Annotated in this window: 14 protein-coding genes; 5 read left to right on the top strand and 9 right to left on the bottom strand. The window is 65.5% G+C overall.

Features of this window, described 5'->3' with window-relative positions; genetic code table 11:
• Positions 1-3: 3 nt before the first annotated feature.
• Complete coding sequence (locus ACIQUC_RS00785) at positions 4-1686, bottom strand: glycosyltransferase family 2 protein (protein ID WP_402262145.1); 1683 nt, start codon at positions 1684-1686, stop codon at positions 4-6.
• A 133-nt stretch (positions 1687-1819) separates the two neighbouring features.
• Here ACIQUC_RS00785 and ACIQUC_RS00780 point away from each other — a divergent pair, with 133 nt between their 5' ends.
• Both ACIQUC_RS00780 and ACIQUC_RS00775 read left to right on the top strand, forming a co-directional pair.
• Positions 1820-3445, top strand: coding sequence for an endonuclease/exonuclease/phosphatase family protein (locus ACIQUC_RS00780; protein ID WP_402262142.1), 1626 nt, complete (start codon positions 1820-1822; stop codon positions 3443-3445).
• Positions 3446-3569: 124 nt separating this feature from the next.
• Complete coding sequence (locus ACIQUC_RS00775) at positions 3570-6191, top strand: CDP-glycerol glycerophosphotransferase family protein (protein WP_402262139.1); 2622 nt, start codon at positions 3570-3572, stop codon at positions 6189-6191.
• Between the two features lie 109 nt (positions 6192-6300).
• On the opposite strand, the gene ACIQUC_RS00770 is transcribed toward ACIQUC_RS00775, so the two are convergent.
• The gene (locus tag ACIQUC_RS00770) at positions 6301-7941 is read right to left on the bottom strand and encodes a glycosyltransferase family 61 protein (protein ID WP_402262137.1); all 1641 of its coding nucleotides are present in this window, start codon (positions 7939-7941) and stop codon (positions 6301-6303) included.
• A gap of 337 nt (positions 7942-8278) precedes the next feature.
• Here ACIQUC_RS00770 and ACIQUC_RS00765 point away from each other — a divergent pair, with 337 nt between their 5' ends.
• Positions 8279-10942, top strand: a complete 2664-nt coding sequence (locus ACIQUC_RS00765; RefSeq protein WP_402262135.1) for a CDP-glycerol glycerophosphotransferase family protein — start codon at positions 8279-8281, stop codon at positions 10940-10942.
• 126 nt (positions 10943-11068) lie between these two features.
• Here the strand turns inward: ACIQUC_RS00765 and ACIQUC_RS00760 are convergent, their stop codons facing one another.
• Positions 11069-11797, bottom strand: coding sequence for an ABC transporter ATP-binding protein (locus ACIQUC_RS00760; protein ID WP_402262132.1), 729 nt, complete (start codon positions 11795-11797; stop codon positions 11069-11071).
• Positions 11794-12615 (bottom strand): ABC transporter permease, encoded by an 822-nt coding sequence (locus ACIQUC_RS00755; RefSeq protein WP_022905399.1) that lies wholly within the window; start codon positions 12613-12615, stop codon positions 11794-11796. The genes ACIQUC_RS00760 and ACIQUC_RS00755 overlap by 4 nt, the downstream gene beginning before the upstream one ends.
• A 169-nt stretch (positions 12616-12784) precedes the next feature.
• Here ACIQUC_RS00755 and ACIQUC_RS00750 point away from each other — a divergent pair, with 169 nt between their 5' ends.
• The gene (locus ACIQUC_RS00750; protein ID WP_402262130.1) at positions 12785-14155 is read left to right on the top strand and encodes a glycosyltransferase family 4 protein; all 1371 of its coding nucleotides are present in this window, start codon (positions 12785-12787) and stop codon (positions 14153-14155) included.
• On the top strand, positions 14152-15606 hold the full coding sequence (locus ACIQUC_RS00745) for a glycosyltransferase family 2 protein (protein WP_402262127.1): 1455 nt from the start codon (positions 14152-14154) through the stop codon (positions 15604-15606). The genes ACIQUC_RS00750 and ACIQUC_RS00745 overlap by 4 nt, the downstream gene beginning before the upstream one ends.
• Before the next feature lie 57 nt (positions 15607-15663).
• Here ACIQUC_RS00745 and ACIQUC_RS00740 read toward each other — a convergent pair whose 3' ends face one another.
• The 5 genes from ACIQUC_RS00740 to ACIQUC_RS00720 form a co-directional block, all read right to left on the bottom strand.
• Positions 15664-16446: a hypothetical protein gene (locus tag ACIQUC_RS00740; protein ID WP_402262124.1), complete on the bottom strand. Its 783-nt coding sequence runs from the start codon at positions 16444-16446 to the stop codon at positions 15664-15666.
• Between the two features lie 35 nt (positions 16447-16481).
• On the bottom strand, positions 16482-19964 hold the full coding sequence (gene dnaE, locus ACIQUC_RS00735) for a DNA polymerase III subunit alpha (protein ID WP_042723464.1): 3483 nt from the start codon (positions 19962-19964) through the stop codon (positions 16482-16484).
• Between the two features lie 597 nt (positions 19965-20561).
• Complete coding sequence (locus ACIQUC_RS00730; RefSeq protein WP_022905404.1) at positions 20562-21485, bottom strand: RluA family pseudouridine synthase; 924 nt, start codon at positions 21483-21485, stop codon at positions 20562-20564.
• Positions 21482-22144 carry a signal peptidase II gene (gene lspA, locus ACIQUC_RS00725; RefSeq protein WP_402262121.1) on the bottom strand — a complete coding sequence of 221 codons (663 nt, stop codon included), beginning with the start codon at positions 22142-22144 and terminating at the stop codon, positions 21482-21484. Before lspA ends, ACIQUC_RS00730 begins: the two co-directional genes overlap by 4 nt.
• Before the next feature lie 2 nt (positions 22145-22146).
• A complete protein-coding gene (locus tag ACIQUC_RS00720; protein WP_402262118.1) occupies positions 22147-22830 on the bottom strand; it encodes a DivIVA domain-containing protein in 684 nt (227 codons plus the stop codon).
• Between the last annotated feature and the right edge of the window lie 160 nt (positions 22831-22990).

Here is a 22990-nt window from a genome sequence, read left to right as displayed (position 1 = left end):
CGGTCAGCGGAGCTTGCGCGCCACTTTGCCGAGGAAGCCGCCGAGCCCCCCGCGCTGCTCGGGCCGGCGATCGACCAGGAACCGCCAGCCGTCCTTCCGGTCCGCCAGGGGCTGCATCGGGAGCGATCCGGCGATCGGCGGCAGCGCCATGCGCGCCGTGACCACCGGGAACCGCCCGGTCACGCCGTCGAATGAGGCCGTCACGGCGTAGCGGCCCGGGCCGACGTCGGCCGCTGAGAGGTCTGCGCACCATCCCTCGGCATCGGAGTCGACCTCGATGGGCACGTCCTCGTTCGTCGGCCCGGACAGGTGCAGGCTCGCGCGCCCGCCGACCTGCTGGAGGTCGGCAGGACCGCCGACGGTCAGGCCGTCCGTCGACGCATCCGCCTTGGCGACGACGAGCGGGACGACCCGCCGCAGTGTCGAGACCCGAGACACGCGCTCTGCCTGCCCCGAACGGAGCGCGGCGATCATGGCGTCAGAGATCGGGTTACCGGTCGGCTCGAGCACGAGACCATCGAAGCCGGTGAGCAGCTCACCGAGCGCTCCGGGGTCCACCTCGTCCGCGCCGTTCACGAGCGCCGGGACGAGGCCGTCGCCGGCGAGCTGTCCGGCCGCTGCAGGATCCGAGTCCCGCAGGCGCTGCACCGCATCGACCCACCCACCGATCCTGTCGCGCTCCGAGGTCATCCTGGTGCCGAGCACGAACGCTCGCGCCGCACCCCATTCGTCGTGGATCACGAGCTCCCAGAGCATGCGTCGGCGTGGCGCCACCGTGGCGAGCGCATCGAGCGGAACCGCCGACAGCAGTGCCGCAGTGGCCTGAGCCACGTCTGTGATCGATGCGTCGTCGGGGTCAGTCGCGAGGAACCGGTGAAGGTGCGCCCAACCGTCCGCGTCGAGCACGATCTCGGCGTGCTGTGCGCGCAGCGAGGGTTCGTCGAGAACCAGCGCAGCACAGGCGAGTTCCTGTTCGAGGTACCGCACGGTGACGGATGCGTCAGCGCGGAGCGACAACGAGGATGCGTCGCCGCGGTCCCGGTAAAGGTAGACGCACTCGGGGACGACATCGATGCTCGCCGCGACGACGAAGGCCCGCGTCATCGGCTCGATATCCTCGACGCTCGCGATCTCCGGGAACCGAAGACCGGCGCGGTCCCAGAACGACCGCCGGAACATTCGGTTCCAGCACGGACGTCCGGAGAGCAGTTGCGGGACGGTACTCGGAGCGATCGCCTGCAAGTGCTCGTCGAACGCGTACCAGCGGTGCGTTGGGCTCCACGTCTCTGTCGGCGAGAACTTGAGGTGATCACCAATCGCCATGTCCGAGCCACTCGCTTCGAGGGAGTCCAGCATCACTCGATACGCGCCGTCGGGGACGATGTCGTCAGAGTCAGCGAAGACCAGGTACTCGCCCCGCGCTGCCGCCAGGCCGGCACTACGAGCCTCTGCCGCATTCGTTGCCGTCGAGGAGACGATCCTGATCTCCGTCTCAGTGCGAGCGATCTGGCGTGCGAGCTCCGCAGACTGATCGATGGATCCGTTGTCGACCACCAGTACCTCGACGCCCGGGATGGCCTGGGCGACGACACTCTGCAAGAGCTCCTCGAGCCACTGCGAGCTGTTCTTCACGGGGACGACGACCGACAAGCGGACGTCGTTGTTGCGTTCAGGGGCTGCACTCATGACGGTTGAGACGCTAACAGTGAGCCGACCCAAGTATCGTCACGCCTCGGACGGCGATCTTCCGGCCCCGTGAACAAGGGGCGTGCTGGTTGAGCGAGCAAGACGTAGCATCGCGGTGTCGAAGGGGGCCACTGTGCAGGCCAGCAAAGCACGTCGTCGATCGTGGTCAGCGGTCATCATCGTGATCGCCGCGGTCCTTGCGGGGACCGTCGGAGCTCCGGCAGCGGAAGCGGCTTCGGTTCCCGGGCAGGTCACGGGCGTCAAGATCGTCAGCCAGGACTGGACGAACCGCACGGTGAAGGTGCAGTGGTCGAAGGTCACTGGCGCGACCTCCTACGCGGCGAAGTGGTCGACAGACAGCCACTTCTCGAAGCCGGTGTGGGGAAACTCGACCGGCACGAGCCTCTCGATCGGGACTCTGACCCCCGCAACCACCTACTACTTCGTGGTCGCCGCAAAGAACGCTGCCGGCTCCGGGCGCTACTCGTCCACGACGCAGATCAAGCTCAAGCCATCGTCTGTCAGCACGTTCGGCTCGGTGAGCGCGACAGCGACGGCGACAGGTGTTCGTGTCTCCTTCAGTGCGGTATCGAACGCGAGCGACTACCGGGTGCGATGGTCGGCTGGTCCCAACGAGAATCGAGTGCCCGATAGGTGGCAGGAGCACTACAGCTCGTGGTTCTCTGCCTTCGGGAAGAAGGGCACGCTGACGTACGACGTGCCGATGAGCGCGTCAGATCTCACCTCCACCCCGTACGGCAACCCGATCTACGTCCGGCTACAGGCGCGGAACACCTACTTCGACAAGACCTACGTCCGGAAGTCCGTGCAGGTACACGCCTGGCCAAAACCGACGAGTCCGTCGACCACCGGCACTGATCTCCGTGTTGCGAGCTACAACGTCATGTGTTCGGGATGTGAGCCGTCGGGAGGGAAGCCTTGGTCCGGGCGCGTCGGCGCGCTCACGTCGGTGATCAACTCCGCCGCCCCGGACGTGCTGACCACTCTCGAAGCGAGCGGACCGTCCGGTTCTGCGTCGAATCCAGAGGCATATCAGGATCTCGACGCTCGACTCTCGGGTCTCCAGCTCACCAACGCCGGTGCTGCGCCGAACGGTGCCACCGAGGCAGGAACTCGGATCTTCTACAATCCGGCGAAGGTCTCGCTGCAGCGACAGGGCTACCTGACCGGTGTGAAGGACTACCGGACCTACCCCGCGTCGACAGCGAAGGAGACCTCCGTCCCGTGGGCGGTGTTCTCGATCAAGGCACAGCCGAGCAGCCGGTTCATAGTCGTCGCCGCGCACTTCGCACTCCCCTCCACTTCCTACGGCGCAGCTGCCAAGAAGGGTCTCCTCGGCCAGAACTCGGGCCAGCTCGTCGCGGCGCTCGACCGACTCATCGCGAGCGACAGTAGCTTGACAGGGCTCCCCGTGGTGCTCGGAGGCGATCTCAATGATCACCGCTACCCCGAGAATCAGACGAACGGCGCCCAGCCGACACTGGTCCGTGCTGGGTTCTACGACAGTTCAGCCTCACTGCGGCGGGCGGGGACCGACAAGCCCACCTACAACAGCTTCAAGGCGCCGAGCGCCCAGGTGAGCGATCCGAACCAGGACGGGCTTCGGATCGACTACATCCTCACGCGGGGAATCCAAGGCAGCCTGAACTTCACCAATGTCTGGAACCCGACCACCACGGTTCTGCCTTCCGACCACAACCTGATCTGGACGACCGTCAGGCTGCCCGCTGGTCGGTGATCGCTCGGCGCGCCGTCAAGCTTCTCGCCTGTGACCAGTGCCCCAGCAATGGTGACCGCGGGACCTCTCAGCCGCGTAAACTAAGTCGGCGCTGAACTGCGCTCACCTACTCGAGGGGATCCTGTTGACCGACACTGTCGAGCACTCGTACCTGATCAGCGCCGTCATCGCGGTATACAACGTCGAGCGCTACCTGCCCGCGCTCTTCGAGTCGCTTGAACGACAGTCCTTCGACATGTCACAAGTGCAGCTGATCTTCGTCGACGACGGATCAACCGACGGCAGCCTCGAGCTGCTGAACGGATACAGGGATCATCGGGGCGAGCACGTTGTCGTGCTGACACAGCAAAATCAATGGGTCGCCGCCGCTCGAAACGCTGGTCTAGAGATGGCCACCGGGGAATGGGTAACGTTTACAGACCCGGACGACGTGCTCGCAGGATCGTATCTCGAAGAAGTCGCAAAGTTCATTCGAATCCACGGGCACAGGTCGACCCTCAATCTTCTCGCAGCGCACCAGATGCGGCTTCTCCCTTCTGGGGAACTTGCAGATACTCACCCGCATCGACTGAAGTTCGAACGCGGCTCACGAATTTCCGATCTTCGCGTCGAACCAATCTTCCAGCTCAGCGTGAATTCGGCGTTCTTCCGCCGAAACCTTGTCGAAGCGTATGGAATCAGGTTCGATGGTCGCGTACGTCCCCACTTCGAAGACGGGCATTACATCGCCCGATACCTTCTGCTCACGAACTCGCATGAGCTCGGCCTGATGGCATCAGCAAAATACCACTACCGGACCCGCGAGGATGACTCGTCCTTGCTGGGGTCGAGCTACCTGGATCGCGGCAAGTACACCAGCATTCTTCGCTACGGCTATCTCGACCTTCTTCGGAGCGCGGCGTCAGCCGGCGGGGTGCCTCGATGGCTTGAGAACACCGTACTGTATGAACTCTTTTGGTACTTCAAGGAGCAGCTGTCCATCCATTCGTTGAGTGCATCTGCGCCGGCGGATGCTCTTCCCGAGTTCCACGAACTGATGCGAGAAACTCTGCGAATCATCTCGCATGATGCAATCCGCGGATTCGACTTCATGCATGTTGATTGGGTCATCCGCCTCGCGTTCCAGTTCGGCTACGACGAGAAGTACGTGCCTTCCTACGTGCGGTTTGCCGACGTGGACGAGGTCGTGCAGCTTGTGCGATTCGATTATTGGTTCAACGGGGACCTACCCTCCGAACAGATCATCGTGGACGGAGCAGCAGTGAAGCCGGTGTACGAAAAGATCCACGATTTCACTTTTTACGGCAAGCTTCTGATGCGCCGGCGAATCATTTGGCTACCGCGCGGCCGCCGGACGATCATCCGCCTGAATGGAGATGCGAAATCAATTAATCGTGGCGAGTCCGCGCCAGGCATCGAAGGGCTGGCCGAGAAGACGATCTCATCCATGGTGATGAACAAACGTCGAAGCATCTCAAGTCGTTTTGACCCCGCAGACGAGCGCTTCAATCGGTACGCGCATCGCTCAATCCGCAAATGGTGGCATGCCCGCCGTTGGACCCGGCCGAAGGCTCACGACTGGGCGTTGGCGACTTCCCTACGGCTGCCCTGGACTCGGCGCAGGTTCGCACACGCCTGGGCGCTCATGGATAAAAATGACCTGGCTAACGATAACGCTGAACACCTTTACCGCCACCTGGCGAAGGAGCACCCCGATACGAACCCCTGGTTCATCCTTGAGAAGAACAGTGATTCGTGGCGTCGCCTGAAGAAAGAGGGCTTCAAGCTCGTCGAATACGGGTCCTGGCGATGGAAGCAGCTTTTGCTTAGTGCCGACCACCTTGCGTCGTCACATGCCGACTACTACGTCACCCATCCAATGAACCGTCGACGATACGGCAACCCGCGCTACAAGTTCACGTTCCTGCAGCACGGAGTAACTCAGGATGATCTCTCCCGATGGCTGAACACCAAGCCCTTCGATCTGATGATCTCGGTGACGAAACCTGAACATGAGTCGTTTGTTGGAACCGGCCCCTACAAGTTCACCGCGCGTGAAGTGGCGTTGACAGGGTTCCCTCGGCATGATGAGCTCCTCCGCAAACGTGAGCAAGCCCAAAGTGCTGATCTTATCGTCATCATCCCAACCTGGCGTCAATACCTTGTTGGCGAGAGGGTCAATAACGCGAATGAACGCCTCAAGGTAGCCAACTTCCTCGATAGCGAATACGCAAAGCGATACTCCGACCTCCTAAACGATCCGACGCTAGCGGAGATAGCCGCTGCGCAGGGCGTGCGCGTCGTCTTCATGCCGCATCCGCACATGCGCCCGTATCTATCGGATTTTGCGGTTCCGAAGGGCGTCGAGGTTCTAGACTTCGCTTCTGACGACATTCAGAGCGTGATAGCTCGCGCCGCAATGGTCATCACCGATTACTCCTCTATCGCATTCGAAGCAGCGTTCGTCGGAGTTCCGGTCGCCTATTATCAATTCGACCGCGCCGAGTTTTGGGGCGGCAAAAATCCGCGGAGGCGTGGTTATTTCGACTATAATCATGACGGTTTCGGTGAAGTAGCTTACGAACGTGACGACCTCGTTGACATCGTTGCGCGCTCAGCAAGGAATTCATTTACCGTTGAGTCTCGATACGCGGATCTCGCACGCGAAGCGTTTGGATTTCGAGACCAAGGCTCGAGTGAGCGCGTATACCGAGCAATGCGAGCTCTTCGGTCTCGGACTGAATGAGCATCAAAGTTCACCGGCCAATACTGGAAGTTTGACGGCCAGATAACTTAACGAGGGATGCCTAGTCGTTTCTCATCGTCTACAAAGGTTTGCGGGCGCAAACTCCCTGTCAACTATCACCCAAGACTTTCATCAGCGCTTCTCCGTGCTGATTGAAATCAAATTCCCAGGATGAGTGGAAAGCTTGCGTTGAGAAGCCATTTTTTCCATGCTGCAGGTCAGCACGAGACCAAAAGTAGTGCAGCTCGTTCGCGAGCGCCATGCTGTAGAGAAATTCATTTCGCGCGGTGTAAGAATTGTGAGAAAGCACAATCACTTTCTCCAATTGTTCAGCGAACAGCATATTGAACATGGCCGAACCCGCAAGACCAGCGACGTGCTTGGCGTTTCCAAATACAGTGGCTTGTTCGCCGAATGGGAGCAACTCGGGATACACAATGCTGTAGCCAGCGTCAGCAAACCGGTTCTCGAGATCCTCCACGTTGCGGCAAGCCCTATTGTCCGAGCTGCGGTCCGATCGAGATATAAAGATGCGTTCTGGCGTTTTCTGTTGACGATCGACAAGATTCTCTCTGAGCTTTCTCCACGTCGCCAAGATTGCCGGGTGAAAGTGATAGTTGGAAAGATTCTGCCAAAGGTAGGAACTCCAGACATAATTGTCGACCACAACGTCATCGTCGACGAAAACCATGTCATCATCCGCGATGCCGTACGCATTGAATACAGCTCTTTCCAATACTGGTTGTCGACCAGTCGCTGGAGTCCGGTATAGAGCCTTGAGGTCCGGCATCGAACGCTTCGCATTTTGCCATCCCCAGAGCTTCGCCACGGTTTCCGTGACGAAATGCCCGAAGTGCCCAGTGAGCGTAGAACTCAGATCGTAGTAACTACCCTCGAGGTAACGCGGCGTCACCGCTGACCTAAGTACCGCGAATTCCTGGTTCAAGCTTCGGAGAGCATCGTTCTTCACGTCACGGGCGCGCGCGTGGCGGAAAGATGACGGCAGCGCAGTGTTGCCCTTCACCGCAAGGCCATCGGACAGTACTTGCACGGGACCCCTCACGTGACGAACGAAGGACTCCTGGAACTCCCAACCACTTCTAGGAAGTGATTTTCCGCCGTACTCGTGAATCGTTGTTGTGGCCGAATATGTCCCACCAGCGATCTGAGAGATTGTGCGAAAGTTTGAAATACCCTCGCGCTTAGGAAGATACCGGTTGGTGTTCTCCTCTTTCAGCTTGAAGATGTGAGATTCCACCTTCGGAACTGCCACAAAGTTCCCGACGGGGACCGGGTCCCCGATCGATGCTGCAAGCTCCTTTAGTTGCGCAGGCCCGCGATGCTGCACTGTCGAAGTAGCAGCTGCCAGCCAGGCGGAGCGGACTTCTTCTCCCTTCGGAGCAACGTACAAGCCGCCAGGTGCGACATGGAAGAACAGCCACTCGAACCACGCAGATCGCTCCCCTGTGGAGGCCTCCCGAACGTCGACAACCGCCAGCGGCGCCCCGATCTCACTCAGTGCCAGCGACGCATCTTCCGGCGAATCGACTTTTACGGTTCGGAGTCCAGCACGCTCCGTCGTCTTTGGAAGGAGCACGGTCAGCCTGGGGAAGGCCGATGACAGGTGCGACACAGCCGGGTGCTCAGCGGCGTCCGAGATCAGCACAATCGGACCTGACAGGTCGGCAGATCGTTGCTTCACGAAGGCAGTGAGCTTGGACAGTGATCGATGTGAGTCAAGGCGGGCCACTCCGTCATCGTATGGGTCGCTCCGCGTGAAAGCGCCCAGCGACCGGCCTCGTGCCACGATCGCGCCCTTGGCGGCAGCGCGGCGAGACGCGTCGCAGCGACGGGAGGGCCGCTTCGAACGTCGAGCTGTGTCAGTTACCTTCCTCGCTGCCGAACCAGTCCTCTATATTGGGGTGTTGACCTAGAGCCGCGAAGGCGGGATGCCACGGGACTGGGCATGGGTCGGAGGGGCCGGGACGTCCAGCGCCGCGCCAACCACGTGGTCGATCTTTTTGAACGCCGCACACTCGGCTCTCAAGCTTGCGTAAACTGCTGAAGTTCACCGAAGGAAAGCACCGATGCCCCGCGAATCCGTTCTCCCGCTCATTACAGCCGTTGTGCCGACCTACAACGTCGAGCGGTACCTGTCTGACTTCTTGAGCTCGATCGAAGCCCAGACGAACGACCTCGAGAACGTCGAGTTCCTATTCGTCATCGACGGATCCCCCGACGACAGCGCGGAGATCATCGAGGCCTGGCTCTCGAAGCACCCTCTCAATGCTCGAGTCATTCGGCAGGAAAACCAGGGACTGGCTGAAGCACGGAACACGGGACTGCGTGAGGCTCGGGGCAACTGGGTCACCTTCCCTGACCCCGATGACATGTTCGAATCGTCGTACTTCGACGAGGTGATCAAGTTCATGAACCTCCACGATCGGCCGTCCTTGACGGTCCTCGCAGCTCACCTGATGAAGACTGACGACGACGGGAACGTCACCGACAACCACCCTTCGAGGAAGCGCTTCGAAAAGGGGTCACGAGTCGTGAACATGCGGCTCGATCCTGTGACGCAGTTCGGTGTGAATCACGCGTTCCTCAAGACCGCTCTGCTCCGGGAGACCGGGCTCACCTTCGACTCACGTATCCGTCCGACTTTCGAGGATGCTCATACAGTGGGTCGCTACCTTCTCCGTACGGGGTCGCATCACATCGGTCTCATGGCGTCCGCAAAGTACTTCTATCGCGTGCGCTCTGACAACTCCTCCCTCGTTCAAGGTGGGTACGACAAGCCGGAGAAGTACACGAACGTTCTCAGATACGGGGAACTCGACCTCCTCCGTGAGGCGGCGACTGTCGGCCCGATCCCGCGCTGGGTCGAGAACACGGTTCTGTACGATCTCATCTGGTACTTCCGAAACGAGCGGGGCGCCAGATCGGCAACAGCCGCGGCGCCGAAAGAAATTCTCGGTGAGTTCCACGAACTCGCTGCGGAGATCCTCCAGCACATCAGCGCTGACGCGATCCGCGAGTTCTCAGCGATCTCGGTTCAGGAATCGGTTCGCGAGGTGCTCCTGTACGGTTACGCGGCGGGGAACCGGCGACCGGACACAGTCCAGCTCATCTCAGTGGACGAGCGTCATCAACTTCTGCAGTTCGCCTACTGGTTCACTGGCGATCTGCCCGAGGAACGCTGGACGAGCGATTTGGCGACGGTCCAGCCCGCCTACGAGACCGTCGAAGATGTTGCGTTCTACGATCGCGTCCTCGTGAGACGTCGAGTTGTCTGGTTGGTTCGCGGACAGATGACGACGCTCACACTGGACGGCAAACCAGTCGCGTTCTCGCGCGACGCCCCTCTGGGGCAGCCACACGCTCTCACCAAGCGCATGCTCGACCCGTTCATCGTCGGTCAGCGCGAGGAGGTGGCAGACAAGTGGGCGCTCGGGAGCAGCCGTCTGGAGCTCGTGAGGTCGGAGGCGCGAGTGCTTCGCGACCGCTTCCTGAGCGCCCGAGAGCGGCGGATCCGGGCGATCGTCTGGCGCGCTCGCTCGAAGGCGGCGCGGACCCGATTCGCGGACGCGTGGGTCTTCATGGACCGGGACACGGACGCGAACGACAATGCCGAGCACCAGTACCGCTGGATGAAGAATAACCGTCCCGATGTCAACTCTTGGTTTGTCCTGTCGAAGGAGTCCAAGGACTGGGCAAGGCTCGAGACTGAGGGATTCCGTCTCGTGGACTACAAGTCGAAGGACTGGTACTCCCTGATACTGCACGCGAAGCACCTCGCTTCATCGCACATCGACAACTACGTCGTCCATCCGCTCCCTCGTATCGATTTCGGCCGGGAACGATTCTCGTTCACCTTCCTCCAGCACGGTGTCATCCACAACGACCTCTCGCGATGGCTGAACGAAAAGGACATCGACGTCTTCGTCACCTCTACACCCGATGAGAAGGCAGCCATCGCCGGTCCAGGGCCCTACAAGTTCAGTGACCGCGAGGTCGTGCTGACGGGATTGCCTCGACACGATGCCCTGCTGGCCCGCCGAGAAGCCGTCCCGGTCGGAGAGCGCGATCTGATCGTCGTCATGCCGACCTGGCGTCAATCATTGGTCGGTCGGGTCGTCAAGGGTTCGAATGAGCGTCTGAAGCATCCCGACTTCGACACGAGCGAGTACGCGCAGGCTTTCAGAGCTCTGCTGACGGACCCGGCTCTCCATGAGCTCGCTGCCAAACACGGCAAACGAGTTGCTTTCATGCCGCATCCGAACATGAAGCCGTACCTCGGTGACTTCGGTCTTCCGGAGTCGGTCGAGGTCTTGTCGTTCGCTACGGACAACGTCCAGGATGTCCTGGCCCGTTCCTGCGCCTTCGTGACCGATTACACGTCCGTGGCGTTCGATGCGGCTCTGTTGAACATCCCCGTCACCTACTTCCAGTTCGATCGGGACGAGTTCTTCAACGGTCTGCACGTCGGCCGCCCCGGGTACTTCGACCACCGCGAAGACGGTTTCGGCCCAGTCGTGCGCACTGCCTCCGAAGTCGTAGAGACGCTCCGTTCCGACGCAGCCGCGAATTGGCAGCCAGCTGAGGTGTACCTCGAACGTGAGCGCCGGGCCTTCGTCGCAGCGGACGGGAAGAACCGAGAGCGAGTGTTCACCGCGATGCTCGCCGTAGACGGCGGTGCACCTGTGGCAGAGCCGAGTCGATCCGAAGCGGCCACTCCAGCAGCCAACTAGCACGCACGGCTCTTCCGCGGTGAGCGATCTCCGCGGGAGAGCCGAACAGCTGGTATCGGCGCTCCGATCAGGGGAGCTATCGCCATCGGCTCCCGACGTCGGGATAGCGAGAAGTGGCCGGGATGGTCAGACGGTCTCGTTGTACGCCTTGACGACGTCGTCGGTCTTGCCGATCATCTTCAGCTCGCCCTCGTTGAGCCAGGCCACCTCGTCGCACATGTCCTTCACCGTGCTCATCGAGTGGGAGACGAGGATGACCGTCCGGCCCTCCTCCTTCATCTCCTTGAACTTGGTCCGGCAGCGCTTCTGGAAGGTGGCGTCACCCACGGCGAGCACCTCGTCCACGACGAGGATGTCCGGCGTCACCGCGACGGCGACCGAGAACCCGAGCCGCACGTACATACCGGACGAGTAGTTCTTCACGGGCTGGTCGATGAAGTGGCCGACGCCGGAGAACGACACGATGTCGTCGAACTTCCGCGCGACCTCCTTGCGGCTCATGCCGAGGATGGACCCGTTCAGGAAGACGTTCTCGCGGCCGGACAGCTCGGGGTGGAAGCCGGAGCCGACCTCGAGCAGCGATGCCTGCTTGCCGCGGGCGGTGATCGCGCCCTCTTCCGGCCAGAGGATCTTCGCCAGGCACTTGAGCAGTGTGGACTTGCCTGATCCGTTCTTGCCGATCAGTCCGAAGGTGGTGCCGTGCGGCACCTCGAACGAGACGTCCTTCAGGGCCCAGAAGTCCTCGTGCACGGACTTCTTGCCCCGCATGACCATGCTCTTCAGCGAGTCGTTGCGCTCCTTGTACATGCGGAAGCGCTTCGAGACGTGGTCGACGGTAATGGCAGCATCGGTCACAGCAGTTCAGCCAGCTTCTTCTCGTTGCGGGAGAACACGAAGTAGCCGAGTGCGAGCGACGCGCATCCCGCGATGGCGCACGCGACCAGGTCGGTCCAGTTCGGGAGTCGGTTGTCGTACATGAGGTTCCGGAAGACCTCGGAGAACCGCTCGATCGGGTTGAGCTTGTACACGTGGATGATCCACGGGTGCCCGGCCTTGTTCGCCGCGTCCTCGACGAGCGACAGCGGGTAGATGATCGGCGACAGGTACATCCACATCTGCAGGGCGATGCCGACGAGGTGCTGCATGTCGCGGAAGTGCACGTTGACGATGGACAGGATCAGCCCGAGGCCGGCGGCGAACATGGCGAGGAACACCATGGTCAGCGCGATCACGGGCAGGTAGATCCAGAAGTTCGAGCCGGCGATGGCGAGGGCGATGAGCAGCACGCCCATCTCGACGAGCCAGGTGAAGCCGAAGGAGCCGACGGCCGCGAGCGGCAGCGTCATCCGGGGGAAGTAGACCTTCTTGATGAGCGAGCCGTTGGCGACGATCGACGTCATGCCGGAGTTGATGACGTTCCGGGCGAAGATCCACGGCAGGAGTCCGCACATCAGCCACAGCGGGTAGATGTTCAGTCCGCTCGGGTCGCCGACCTCGAGCCGCGCCCGGAAGATGAACGAGTACACGATCGTGTAGATCAGCATCGTCGCGAGCGGGTTGATCAGCGACCACAGCTGCCCGAAGACCGTGCGGCGGTACTTGCCCTTGACCTCTCGCGCTGTGAGGTTCGCCAGCAACTCGCGCGAGGACATGAGCTCGTTCAGGTACGTCATGCTTCGGGTGCTGGCTCCTCCGGAGCGCAACCAGCGCGCTCCTCGCGGGATTCGGGGGACGAGGCATTCTCGCACAACCGTTGCATGATGCACGATCCGCACCGTGAACGCTGTCCACAGAAGGTGTCGAGATGACGAAGACTCGCCGAAACCTTTGTAGAGTGACAAGGTGATCGTCAGTTTCGCCAACCACTCCACGGCGCCGGTGAACCTCGGTGGTGCGGAGCGGTCACTCCTCCGGTTCGTCGAGGACTGGCTGACGATCGACCCGACCATGACCCCGACCTTCGTCACGAAGGCACCCCGGGGCAAGTTCATCGAGGCGCTCGACGAGCACGGCTGGTCCTACGACGCGCTGCGCTTCCGCGGCTGGGCCCTGCCGAGCCCGCAGCCCGCACCGGCTGCTGAGCGCGCCGCCTTCGCCACCGTCGACTACGCGGCCGTGAACGCGATCATCCGGCTCTACGAGCGCCAGCGCCCGGACCTCGTCGTCACGAACACGCTCGTCGCCCCGTGGGCGTCCTTCGCCGCCGCCGTGCTCGGGATCCCCCAGGCCTGGTTCGTCCGCGAGTACGGCGACCTCGACCACGGGTTGCAGTTCCAGACAGGACGCGCCGGGGTCCTCGGCGACATCGGCCTCATGTCCGGCGCCGTGGTCACCAACTCCGAGGCGATGCGCGCGCACCTCGCGCAGTACGTACCGGACCACAAGCTCTCCGTCGCTTACCCGACTGTCGACACCACGCGCCTCCAGGCCACCCGCGACCAGACGCCCGCGGTGGCGCCCTTCCCGCAACCCGACCCCGGGCTCCGCATCACGGTGCTCGGCCGCGTCGAGGAGTCGAAGGGCCAGTTCCGCGTGGTCGACGCGCTCGGCGCGCTCCGCGCGCGCGGCGTCACCGCGAGCGTCTGCTTCGTGGGCAGCTGGAAGCACCCGGGCGAGGACCAGCGCCTCACCGACCGCGCCCGGTCGCTCGGCGTCGCCGACCACGTCGTGTTCGCCGGCGAGCAGCACACCCCCGCGCCGTTCATCGAGGCGGCCGACGTCTGCGTCACGCCGTCGACGATCGAGGCGTTCGGTCGCACCACCGCCGAGTACATGACGCTCGGCAAGCCGGTCGTCGCCACCCGCCAGGGCGGGAGCGCCGAGCTGGTCGAGCCCGGCGTCACCGGCACGCTGGTGGAAGCGGACGACACCGCGGCCCTCGCGGACGCCCTCGCTGCGTACGCGGCCGACCCCGACTCGGCCAGGAGGCACGGTGCGGCTGCTCCGGAGCGGCTCGCCGCCGTCACGGGGTCGGGTCACGACAACGCCGCCGCGATCGAGCGGCTGGTCGCCCTGGTCGGCACCGAGGGCTACCGGCTCCCCCAGGCCGCGCGCTACTGGTTCGAGCTGCCGGGGGCCTACGCGTCCCTCGGCGCGACGAGCGCCCGCGCCGCGGTGGGCCTGCTCGCGAATCGGGTGCGGTCGCGCTCGGGTGCGGTGGGCCGGCTGCTCGCCCGTCCGGGTGTCGTCGTGCGGAAGCTGGCTCGCCGGTGACCCGCGACCGCCGTGCGGTGACGATCGTCGTGCCGGTCTACGACGACCTGCCCGGACTCGAACGCTGCATCGAGGCGCTCCTCGAGACGGTCGACTTCTCGGTCGACCGGGTGCTGCTCGCGAACGACGTCGGCCCCCGCGTCGACGTGATCGAGGCGCGGATCCTCGAGCTCGTCGGCGACCACGACGGCTTCGAGTACGCCCGCAACGCACGGAACCTCGGCTTCGTCGGCAACTGCAACCGCGCGGTCCTCGAGCTCGACGGGACGGGCAACGACGTCCTGCTCCTCAACAGCGACACCGTGCCGATGCCCGGGTTCCTCGACGAGATGACGGCGGTGCTCGCCTCCGACGACGTGATCGGCGTCGTCTGCGCCCGCAGCGACAACGCCACGATCGCGTCGTTCCCGTACGCCCGCCGGAACCCGAGCGCGAACCTCGCACCCCGACGGACCCGCGAGCTCCACGGCCGCACGAAGTACCTGCTCCCCCGCCACACGGTCTCCCCCGTCGCGATGGGCTTCTGCTTCCTCATCCGCCGCGAGATGATCGACCGCTTCGGCCTCTTCGACGAGGTCTTCTCGCCGGGCTACGGCGAGGAGAACGACTTCTGCCTGCGCATCAACGAGGAGGGGTTCACCTCGGTCCTCGCGAACCGTGCGCTCGTCCTGCACACCGGGTCGACGAGCTTCAGCGGTGACCGCGGCCCGTCGCTGCGGCTGGAACACGAGCGCATCCTGCTCGAGCGCTACCCGTTCTACGGCGGCGCCGTCGCCCTGTTCCTCGCCCGGTACCGCGACGCGGTGGACGTCTTCGCCGACGCCTTCCTGCCCGACGACGACGTGGTCCGGGTCGCGCTCCACCTTCCCGGCGACCTCACCGACGAGCTCGTCGCCCGCGTCCGCAGCACCCTCGCCGCAGTGTCCGACGACATGGTCGTCACCGTCATCGTCCCCAGGTCGCAGGTGCGCGCGGCCCGGCAGGCCCTGCCGGGCGCGTCGATCGCCGTCGGCGGGCGTCCGCGGCAGATCTTCGACGTCGCCGTCGCCCTGGGCGCGCTGACGACGTTCGCCCAGCTCTCCGCGCTGAACGCCAACGCGCCACGGTGGGTCCTGGTCGATCCCGTCTCGCACGACCACCGCTGGTCGCTCGCGGTCGCGAACCACCGCGCGTCGGCCATCGACCGGATCCTGCGCCGCTTCGAGAACCACAGCACCGTGTGGCACGGCGGCGACGACCTCGTCAAGCTGGTCCGCATGGCCGCGTCGTCCGAGATCGACCCGGTGGCGCTCCGCGCGCGCTGGCACGCGGTGTCCGACATCGCCGAGGCCACGGGGCTGCTCGTGCACCGCGCGACCGTCTCGATCCGCCGACTGACCGCGCTCACCTTCGGTGCGCGGAGCCCCCGTCTCGTGGCGCGCATCCGCGCCATCACCGGCCGCGGGGCCTGACCGGACCACCCGCCGGTCGGGAGGCGCGGGGCGGCGCCGCCCCGCGCCTCCTGGCCGTCAGACGAGCGCGTCCACGACCGGATCGTGCCGGTGGGCGGTGGCCGGGTCCCACGCGTCCAGCAGCTGCAGCGTCGCGATGCGGAACGCGAGCGCCCGCACGAGGAGCTGCGCCCACTCGGCGATCCCGTCGCCGAGGGCGCCGACCGCGTCGACCGGGTACCCGTGCCAACACACGGCGTCCACCGCGGCGATGGCCGCGCCGAAGCCGGCGGGACGCCAGGACGGTGGCCAGTCGATCACCGTCGGCGGCTGACCGTCGGCGAAGAGGACGTTGCCGAGCAGGTCCCGGTGCACGAGCTGGGACGGCGACCGGACCGGCCGGAACGCGGCACCGAGCCGGTCGAGGGCGGGCTGCCGCGGGAGCGGAGCAGTCCCCCAGGCCATGCCGTCGGCACGACTCCACGCGTCGTCGGCATGGTCGAGGAAGGCCGGGCGGTCCAGGTGCGCGACCGCCTCGTGGAACGCCGTCCCCGCGGCGATGACGTCGGCCACCCGGGTCGGGACGGCATGCCCCGGCACCCACTCGAGCGCTTCCCACTCGCCGACGCGCCAGGACCCCTCGGACGTCGGGACCGGCCGTGGTGTGCGGAACGCCGGCGTGTGCTCCAGCTCGGCGAGGACCTCGGCCCGCCAGTCCGTCACCGCCGCGCCGTCGTGCGGCCGGAGGACCACGGTGTCGGCGCGCCAGGTCAGCCCGCGGCCGCCCGCGAGCAGGACCGGTCGGGCACCGGCCACCCCGAACGCCCGCAGCACGGCGGGGTCGGGGCGGACGGGCAGCACGTCAGACCAGGCAGCGCGTCAGACCAGGCACCGCGTCAGACCAGGCAGCGCGGGCCGAGCAGGCTCTTCAGCTCGCCGAACAGGTCGGGCGTGAGGTTCACCGGGAACGGCAGCTCGAAGGTACGAGCCACGTCGTCCTTGATGAGCTTCAACCTGACCTCGGTCTCGCCGCTGTGCCGGCCGAGCACGGCGGCGAGCTCGGTGACCGTCGTCGTGGTCGCCTGGCGCTCGGGCAGGCTCAGCGTGAGCGGTCCGGACCCCATCGCGTCACCGACGTTCGGCTGGAACATGCTCACCGCGTGCAGGGCCTTGCCGTCGTCGCGGACGTTCACCCGCCCGCGCAGGACGACGATCGAGTCGGCGACGAGCGACGGCCCGAACTCCTGGTACGTCTTGCCGAGGAACATCACGCCGATCTGGCCACCGAAGTCCTCGATGTCGACGATGCCGTACGGGTTGCCGCTCGACTTCGCGACCCGGTGCTGGACGCTCGTGAGCAGGCCGGCGACCGTGACGGTCTCGCCCTCGACCGAGTCGTCGGCCGCGATGAGGTCGGCGATGGTGATCGACTGGTGCTTGGCGAGCTCGATCTCGAGCCCGGCGAGCGGGTGGTCGGAGACGTACAGGCCGAGCATGTCGCGCTCGAACGCGAGCTTGTCGCGCTTGGACCACTCCGGCCGGTCCGGGACCTGCGACACCACGGCCGCCGAGGGCTGTTCCTCGGCCACCTCGGCGAAGAGCGAGTCGAAGTCGAACCCGACGTTGCCGTGGGCCTCGTCGCGCTTGACCTTCACCGCGCCCTCGACCGCAGCCTCGTGGATCTCGACGAGCGCCCGGCGGGAGTCGCCGAACTCGTCGAAGGCACCGGCCTTGATGAGCGACTCGACGGTCCGCTTGTTCGCGGACGAGATCGGGATCTTGCGCAGGAAGTCGTGGAACGACTCGAACGCACCCTTTTCGGTGCGGGCCTTCACGATGTCGTCGACGACGTTGAACCCGACGTTGCGGATGGCGCCCATGCCGAAGCGGATGTCCTCGCCGACGGCCGCGAAGAAGCCGATCGACTCGTTGACGTCCGGCGGCATGACCTTGATGCCCATGCGGCGGCACTCGTTGAGGTACAGCGCGAGCTTGTCGCGGGCGTCACCGACACTCGTCAGCAGCGCCGCCATGTACTCGGCCGGGTAGTGCGCCTTGAGGTACGCGGTCCAGAACGACACCACGCCGTACGCCGCCGAGTGCGCCTTGTTGAACGCGTAGTCGGAGAACGGCAGCAGGATGTCCCACAGCGTCTTGATGGCAGCGGCCGAGTAGCCGTTGTCCTGCATGCCCTTCTCGAAGCCCGCGTACTGCTTGTCCAGCTCGGACTTCTTCTTCTTGCCCATCGCGCGGCGGAGGATGTCCGCTTGGCCGAGGGAGAACCCGGCGACCTTCTGCGCGATGGCCATGACCTGCTCCTGGTAGATGATCAGGCCGTAGGTCGTGCCGATGATGTCCTGCAGGGGCTCGGCGAGCTCGGGGTGGATCGGGGTGATCGCCTGCTCGCCGTTCTTGCGGAGCGCGTAGTTCGTGTGCGAGTTCGCACCCATGGGCCCCGGACGGTACAGGGCGATGAGCGCCGAGATGTCCTCGAAGTTGTCCGGCTTCATCAGGCGCAGCAGCCCGCGCATGGGGCCGCCGTCGAGCTGGAACACACCGAGGGTGTCACCGCGCTGCAGGAGCGCGTACGCCTCGGGGTCCTCGAGCCCCATGGTCTCGAGGTCGAGCTCGATCCCGCGGTTCGTCTTGATGTTGTCGAGGGCGTCACTGATGATCGTCAGGTTCCGGAGGCCCAGGAAGTCCATCTTGATCAGGCCGAGCGACTCCGCTGCCGGGTAGTCGAACTGCGTGACGATCTGGCCGTCCTGCTCGCGCTTCATCACCGGGATGATGTCGATCAGCGGGTCGCTCGACATGATGACGCCGGCGGCGTGCACGCCCCACTGTCGCTTCAGCCCCTCGAGCCCGAGCGCGGTGTCGAACACCGTCTTCGCCTCGGGGTCGGTCTCGACGACCGTCCGGACGTCCACCGCCTCCTTGAAGCGGGGGTGGTCCTTGTCGAAGATCCCGGTGAGCGGGATGTCCTTGCCCATCACGGGCGGCGGCATCGCCTTGGTGAGCTTCTCGCCCATGCCGAAGGGGAACCCGAGGACGCGCGAGGAGTCCTTGAGCGCCTGCTTCGCCTTGATGGTGCCGTACGTGACGATCTGCGCGACGCGCTCGGACCCGTACTTCTCGGTGACGTACTTGATCGCCTCACCGCGGCGCCGGTCGTCGAAGTCGACGTCGAAGTCGGGCATCGAGACGCGGTCCGGGTTGAGGAAGCGCTCGAAGATCAGGCCGTGCCGGATCGGGTCGAGGTCGGTGATGCGCATCGCGTAGGCCACCATCGAGCCGGCACCGGAACCACGGCCGGGGCCGACGCGGATGCCGTTGTTCTTCGACCAGTTGATGAAGTCGGCGACCACGAGGAAGTACCCAGGGAAGCCCATCTGGTTGATGATCCCGACCTCGTAGTCGGCACGCTCCTGCACCTCGGGCGTGATGCCCTCGGGGTAGCGGTACTCGAGCCCCTTCGCCACTTCCTTCTCGAACCACGAGTGCTCGGTCTCGCCGTCGGGCACCGGGAACTTCGGCATGTAGTTGGCCGCGGTGTCGAACTCGACGTTGCACCGCTCGGCGATGAGCAGCGTGTTGTCGCAGGCCTCGGGGTTGTCGCGGAAGAGGTGCCGCATCTGCTGCGGGGTCTTCAGGTAGAACTCGTCGGCGTCGAACTTGAAGCGGTTCGGGTCGTTGAGGGTGGAGCCGGACTGCACGCACAGCAGCGCCGCGTGCGACTTGGCGTCGTGGGCGTGCGTGTAGTGCAGGTCGTTCGTGCCGACCAGCGGGATGTCGAGGTCCTTCGCCAGGCGGATCAGGTCGCTCATGATCCGTCGTTCGATCTCGAGTCCGTGGTCCATGACCTCGGCGAAGTAGTTCTCCTTGCCGAAGATGTCGCGGTAGTCCGCCGCCGCCTTGACGGCTTCGTCGTACTGCCCGAGCCGCAGGCGCGTCTGGATCTCGCCGGAGGGGCAGCCCGTCGTGGCGATGATGCCCTCGTGGTACTCCTCGAGCAGTTCGATGTCCATGCGGGGCTTGAAGTAGTACCCCTCGATCGACGCCTTGCTCGAGAGCCGGAACAGGTTGTGCATGCCCGTGGTGTTCTCGGCGAACATCGTCATGTGCGTGTACGCGCCGGAGCCGGACACGTCGTCCCCGCCGCCGTCGCCCCAGCGGATGCGCGTCTTGTCGGTGCGGTGGGTGCGCGGCGTGATGTACGCCTCGGTCCCGATGATCGGCTTCACGCCGCCGGCCTTGGCGGCCTTCCAGAACTCGAACGCGCCGAACATGTTGCCGTGGTCGGTCACCGCGACGGCGGGCATGCCCTGCGCCGCGGTCTCGGCCACGAGGTCGCCCAGCCTGGCGGCGCCGTCGAGCATCGAGTACTCGCTGTGCACGTGCAGGTGGACGAAGGAGTCGGAATCCGACACGGAACCTCCGGTTCGCGGGAGCTGCTGCGGTCTGGGAACAGCCTAACCGCGACCGGGGACAAACCCGGGCGCGTCGGCGCGGTCGCCGGGCCCCGGCGCGGCGCACGCGCGGACCGCGACGCCGAGGTCGCGCAACACGCCGAGGGACACGCGCGGACCGCGACGCCGAGGTCGCACAACACGCCGCGCGCGTGCCGCCCAGGTCGCACGATGTGCCGCTCCTCGGCGCCGCGAGCGACAGATCCCGCGACCTCGCAGACGAGGTGGCCGAGCCCGAGGTGGCCGGGTCCGGCGAGCCTGGCGCCCGGCGCGACCGACACCGGACGGGAGGCGCGGTGCGGGGCCCACCCGCGCCTCCAGGCCGTCGGGGGTCGCCCCGCGCCCGACGCGACGCCGAGCGGACGGGACACGCCGCGTGCGTGCCGCCGAGCGTGCAGAACGTGCCGCTCGGAGGCGCCGAGCGTGACGTATTTCGCCCGCTCGGCGGGACGGGACGGGGCCGCGCGGGACGGGGCCGCGCGGGGCCGCGCGGGACCCGCCGCGCGCCTACGCGGCGCGGATGCGGTCGAGCGCCAGCTGCAGGTCGTCGGGGTACTCCGCCGAGTACGACACCCACTCCCCCGTGCGCGGGTGCTCGAACCCGAGGCGGACGGCGTCGAGCCACTGCCGGGTCAGCCCGAGCTCGTTCGCGAGCACCGGGTCGGCCCCGTACATCGTGTCGCCCACGAGCGGGTGCCGCGTCGCCGCCATGTGCACCCGGATCTGGTGCGTGCGGCCGGTCTCGAGGTGCACCTCGAGCAACGTCGCCGACCGGAACGCCTCGAGCGTCTCGTAGTGCGTCACGCTCGGCTTGCCGTCGGCCGTGACCGCGAACTTCCAGTCGCTCGAGGGGTGCCGTCCGATCGGGGCGTCGATCGTGCCGGAGGTCGGGTCCGGGTGGCCCTGCGCGAGCGCGTGGTAGACCTTGTCGACCGTGCGCTCCTTGAACGCGCGCTTGAGGTGCGTGTACGCGAGCTCGGTCTTCGCGACGACCATGAGCCCCGAGGTGCCGACGTCGAGGCGGTGCACGATGCCCGCACGCTCGGCGGCACCGGAGGTCGCGATCGTGAAGCCGGCGGCGGCGAGGCCCCCGGGCACGGTCGGGCCGTCCCAGCCGGGCGAGGGGTGTGCGGCGACGCCGATCGGCTTGTCGACCACGACGATGTCGTCGTCGTCGTGCACGACCGTCATGCCGGGGACCTCGACCGGGATGATCCGGGGGGCTTCCTTCGGCGTCCACTCGACCTGCAGCCACGAGTCGGCGTGCAACCGATCGGACTTGTCCACGGTCACACCGTCGACGGTCACGCCACCGGCTGCGACGACCTCGGCCGCGAAGGAGCGGCTGAACCCGAGCAGCTTCGCGATGGCGGCGTCGACGCGCTCACCGGCGAGCCCGTCCGGGACCGGCAGGGAACGGCTCTCGGTCACGTCGCGTCGTGCCCGAGGGTGTCCCGCCCGTCACGCGGCGCGCGCGGGTCGTCGACCAGGGGCCGGGAGGCGCGGTGCTCGTCCACCTCGGAGGCGTCCGACTGCGCGCGGGCCGCGTCCGCCGCGCGCTGCTGCTTCGCGGAGAGGGCGCGCGAGCCGTCGAGGTTCACGCCGAGGATCACCAGCAGGACGAAGATCACCATGCTGATGCAGATGAACGAGTCGGCGATGTTGTAGATCGCCGGCATCATCCACGGCGTCGAGATGAAGTCCACCACGTGGCCGCGGCCGAAGCCGGGCTCACGGAAGAGCCGGTCGAGCAGGTTGCCGAGCGCCCCGCCCAGGAGCATGCCGAGCACGAGCGCCCACCACATCGAGCGGATGCGTCGGGCGAACAGGATGATCGCGACGACGACGGCGGTGGAGACGATCGAGAACACCCAGGTCATGTTCACCGCGAACGAGAACGCGGCACCGGGGTTCCGGACGTAGAGCAGCTGCAGGACGTTCCCGAGGACCGGGACCGGCGTGCCGTACGGCAGGTTCTGGACGACGAGCGCCTTCACGCCCTGGTCGAGCGCCACCACGACGACAGCGGCGAAGGCCAGTGCCGCGATCGCGCGGACACTGACCTTCGCTCGTGATGCTGGTCGCGACAACGTCAGTTGCCGAAGCCCTGCGCCGATGCCGGCGCCGGGGTGAGCCCGGACTGCTCGGTGCCCGAGCCGTCCAGCTCAGCGAGCTGACCCTGGATGTAGCTCTTGAGCTGTGCGCGGTAGTCGCGCTCGAACGTGCGGAGCTCGTCGATCTTGCCCTCGAGCTGGCGCTGCTCCTGCTCGAGCACCGCGACACGCTGACGGTTCGTGTTCTCGGTGTCGGCGATGATCTGGCGCTGCTTGGCCTCGGCCTCGGAGACGAGACGCGCGGCCTGGGCGGTGCCCTCGGCGATGAGCGCATCACGCTTCTCGACGCCTTCGCGGACGTGCTCCTCGTGGAGACGACGCGCGAGGGTCAGGAGGTTCGTGGTGCCCTCGGTGTCCTCGTCTGCCGGGACCGTGGTGGCCGGCGCGGCGGCGGCGACCGGAGCCGGCTCCGGAGCGGCTGCCACGGGGGCGGGTTCCGGCTCGGGCTCGGGGGTCGGGGCGGACTGCTCGGCCTCGGCCGGCTTCGGCGCCGACTCGGCCGCCTGCAGACGCTGGCGGAGCTCGTCGTTCTCGGCCGTCAGGCGACGGAGCTCGACCACGACCTCGTCGAGGAAGTCGTCGACCTCGTCCTGGTCGTAGCCCTCGCGGAACTTCGTCGGCTGGAACCGCTTGTTGACTACGTCTTCCGGCGTCAAAGCCATTGCCGTCACCTCAATAGAACTGCTGAACGTGTGGAACCGAACCGGTGCGACCGAATCTACCAGTCACACCGAACGGTGCGGATGCCACGCCGGGGCGAGCATCGGTCCCGACCACCGTACACCGACGGTGGCCGTGAACCGTGACCGCACCCTGGGCGTG

The organism is Curtobacterium sp. NPDC098951, from assembly GCF_044759965.1.
Classification (GTDB): domain Bacteria; phylum Actinomycetota; class Actinomycetes; order Actinomycetales; family Microbacteriaceae; genus Curtobacterium.
The sequence above is the reverse complement of the archived record's forward strand: the minus strand, read 5'-3'. Positions and strand labels throughout refer to the sequence as shown.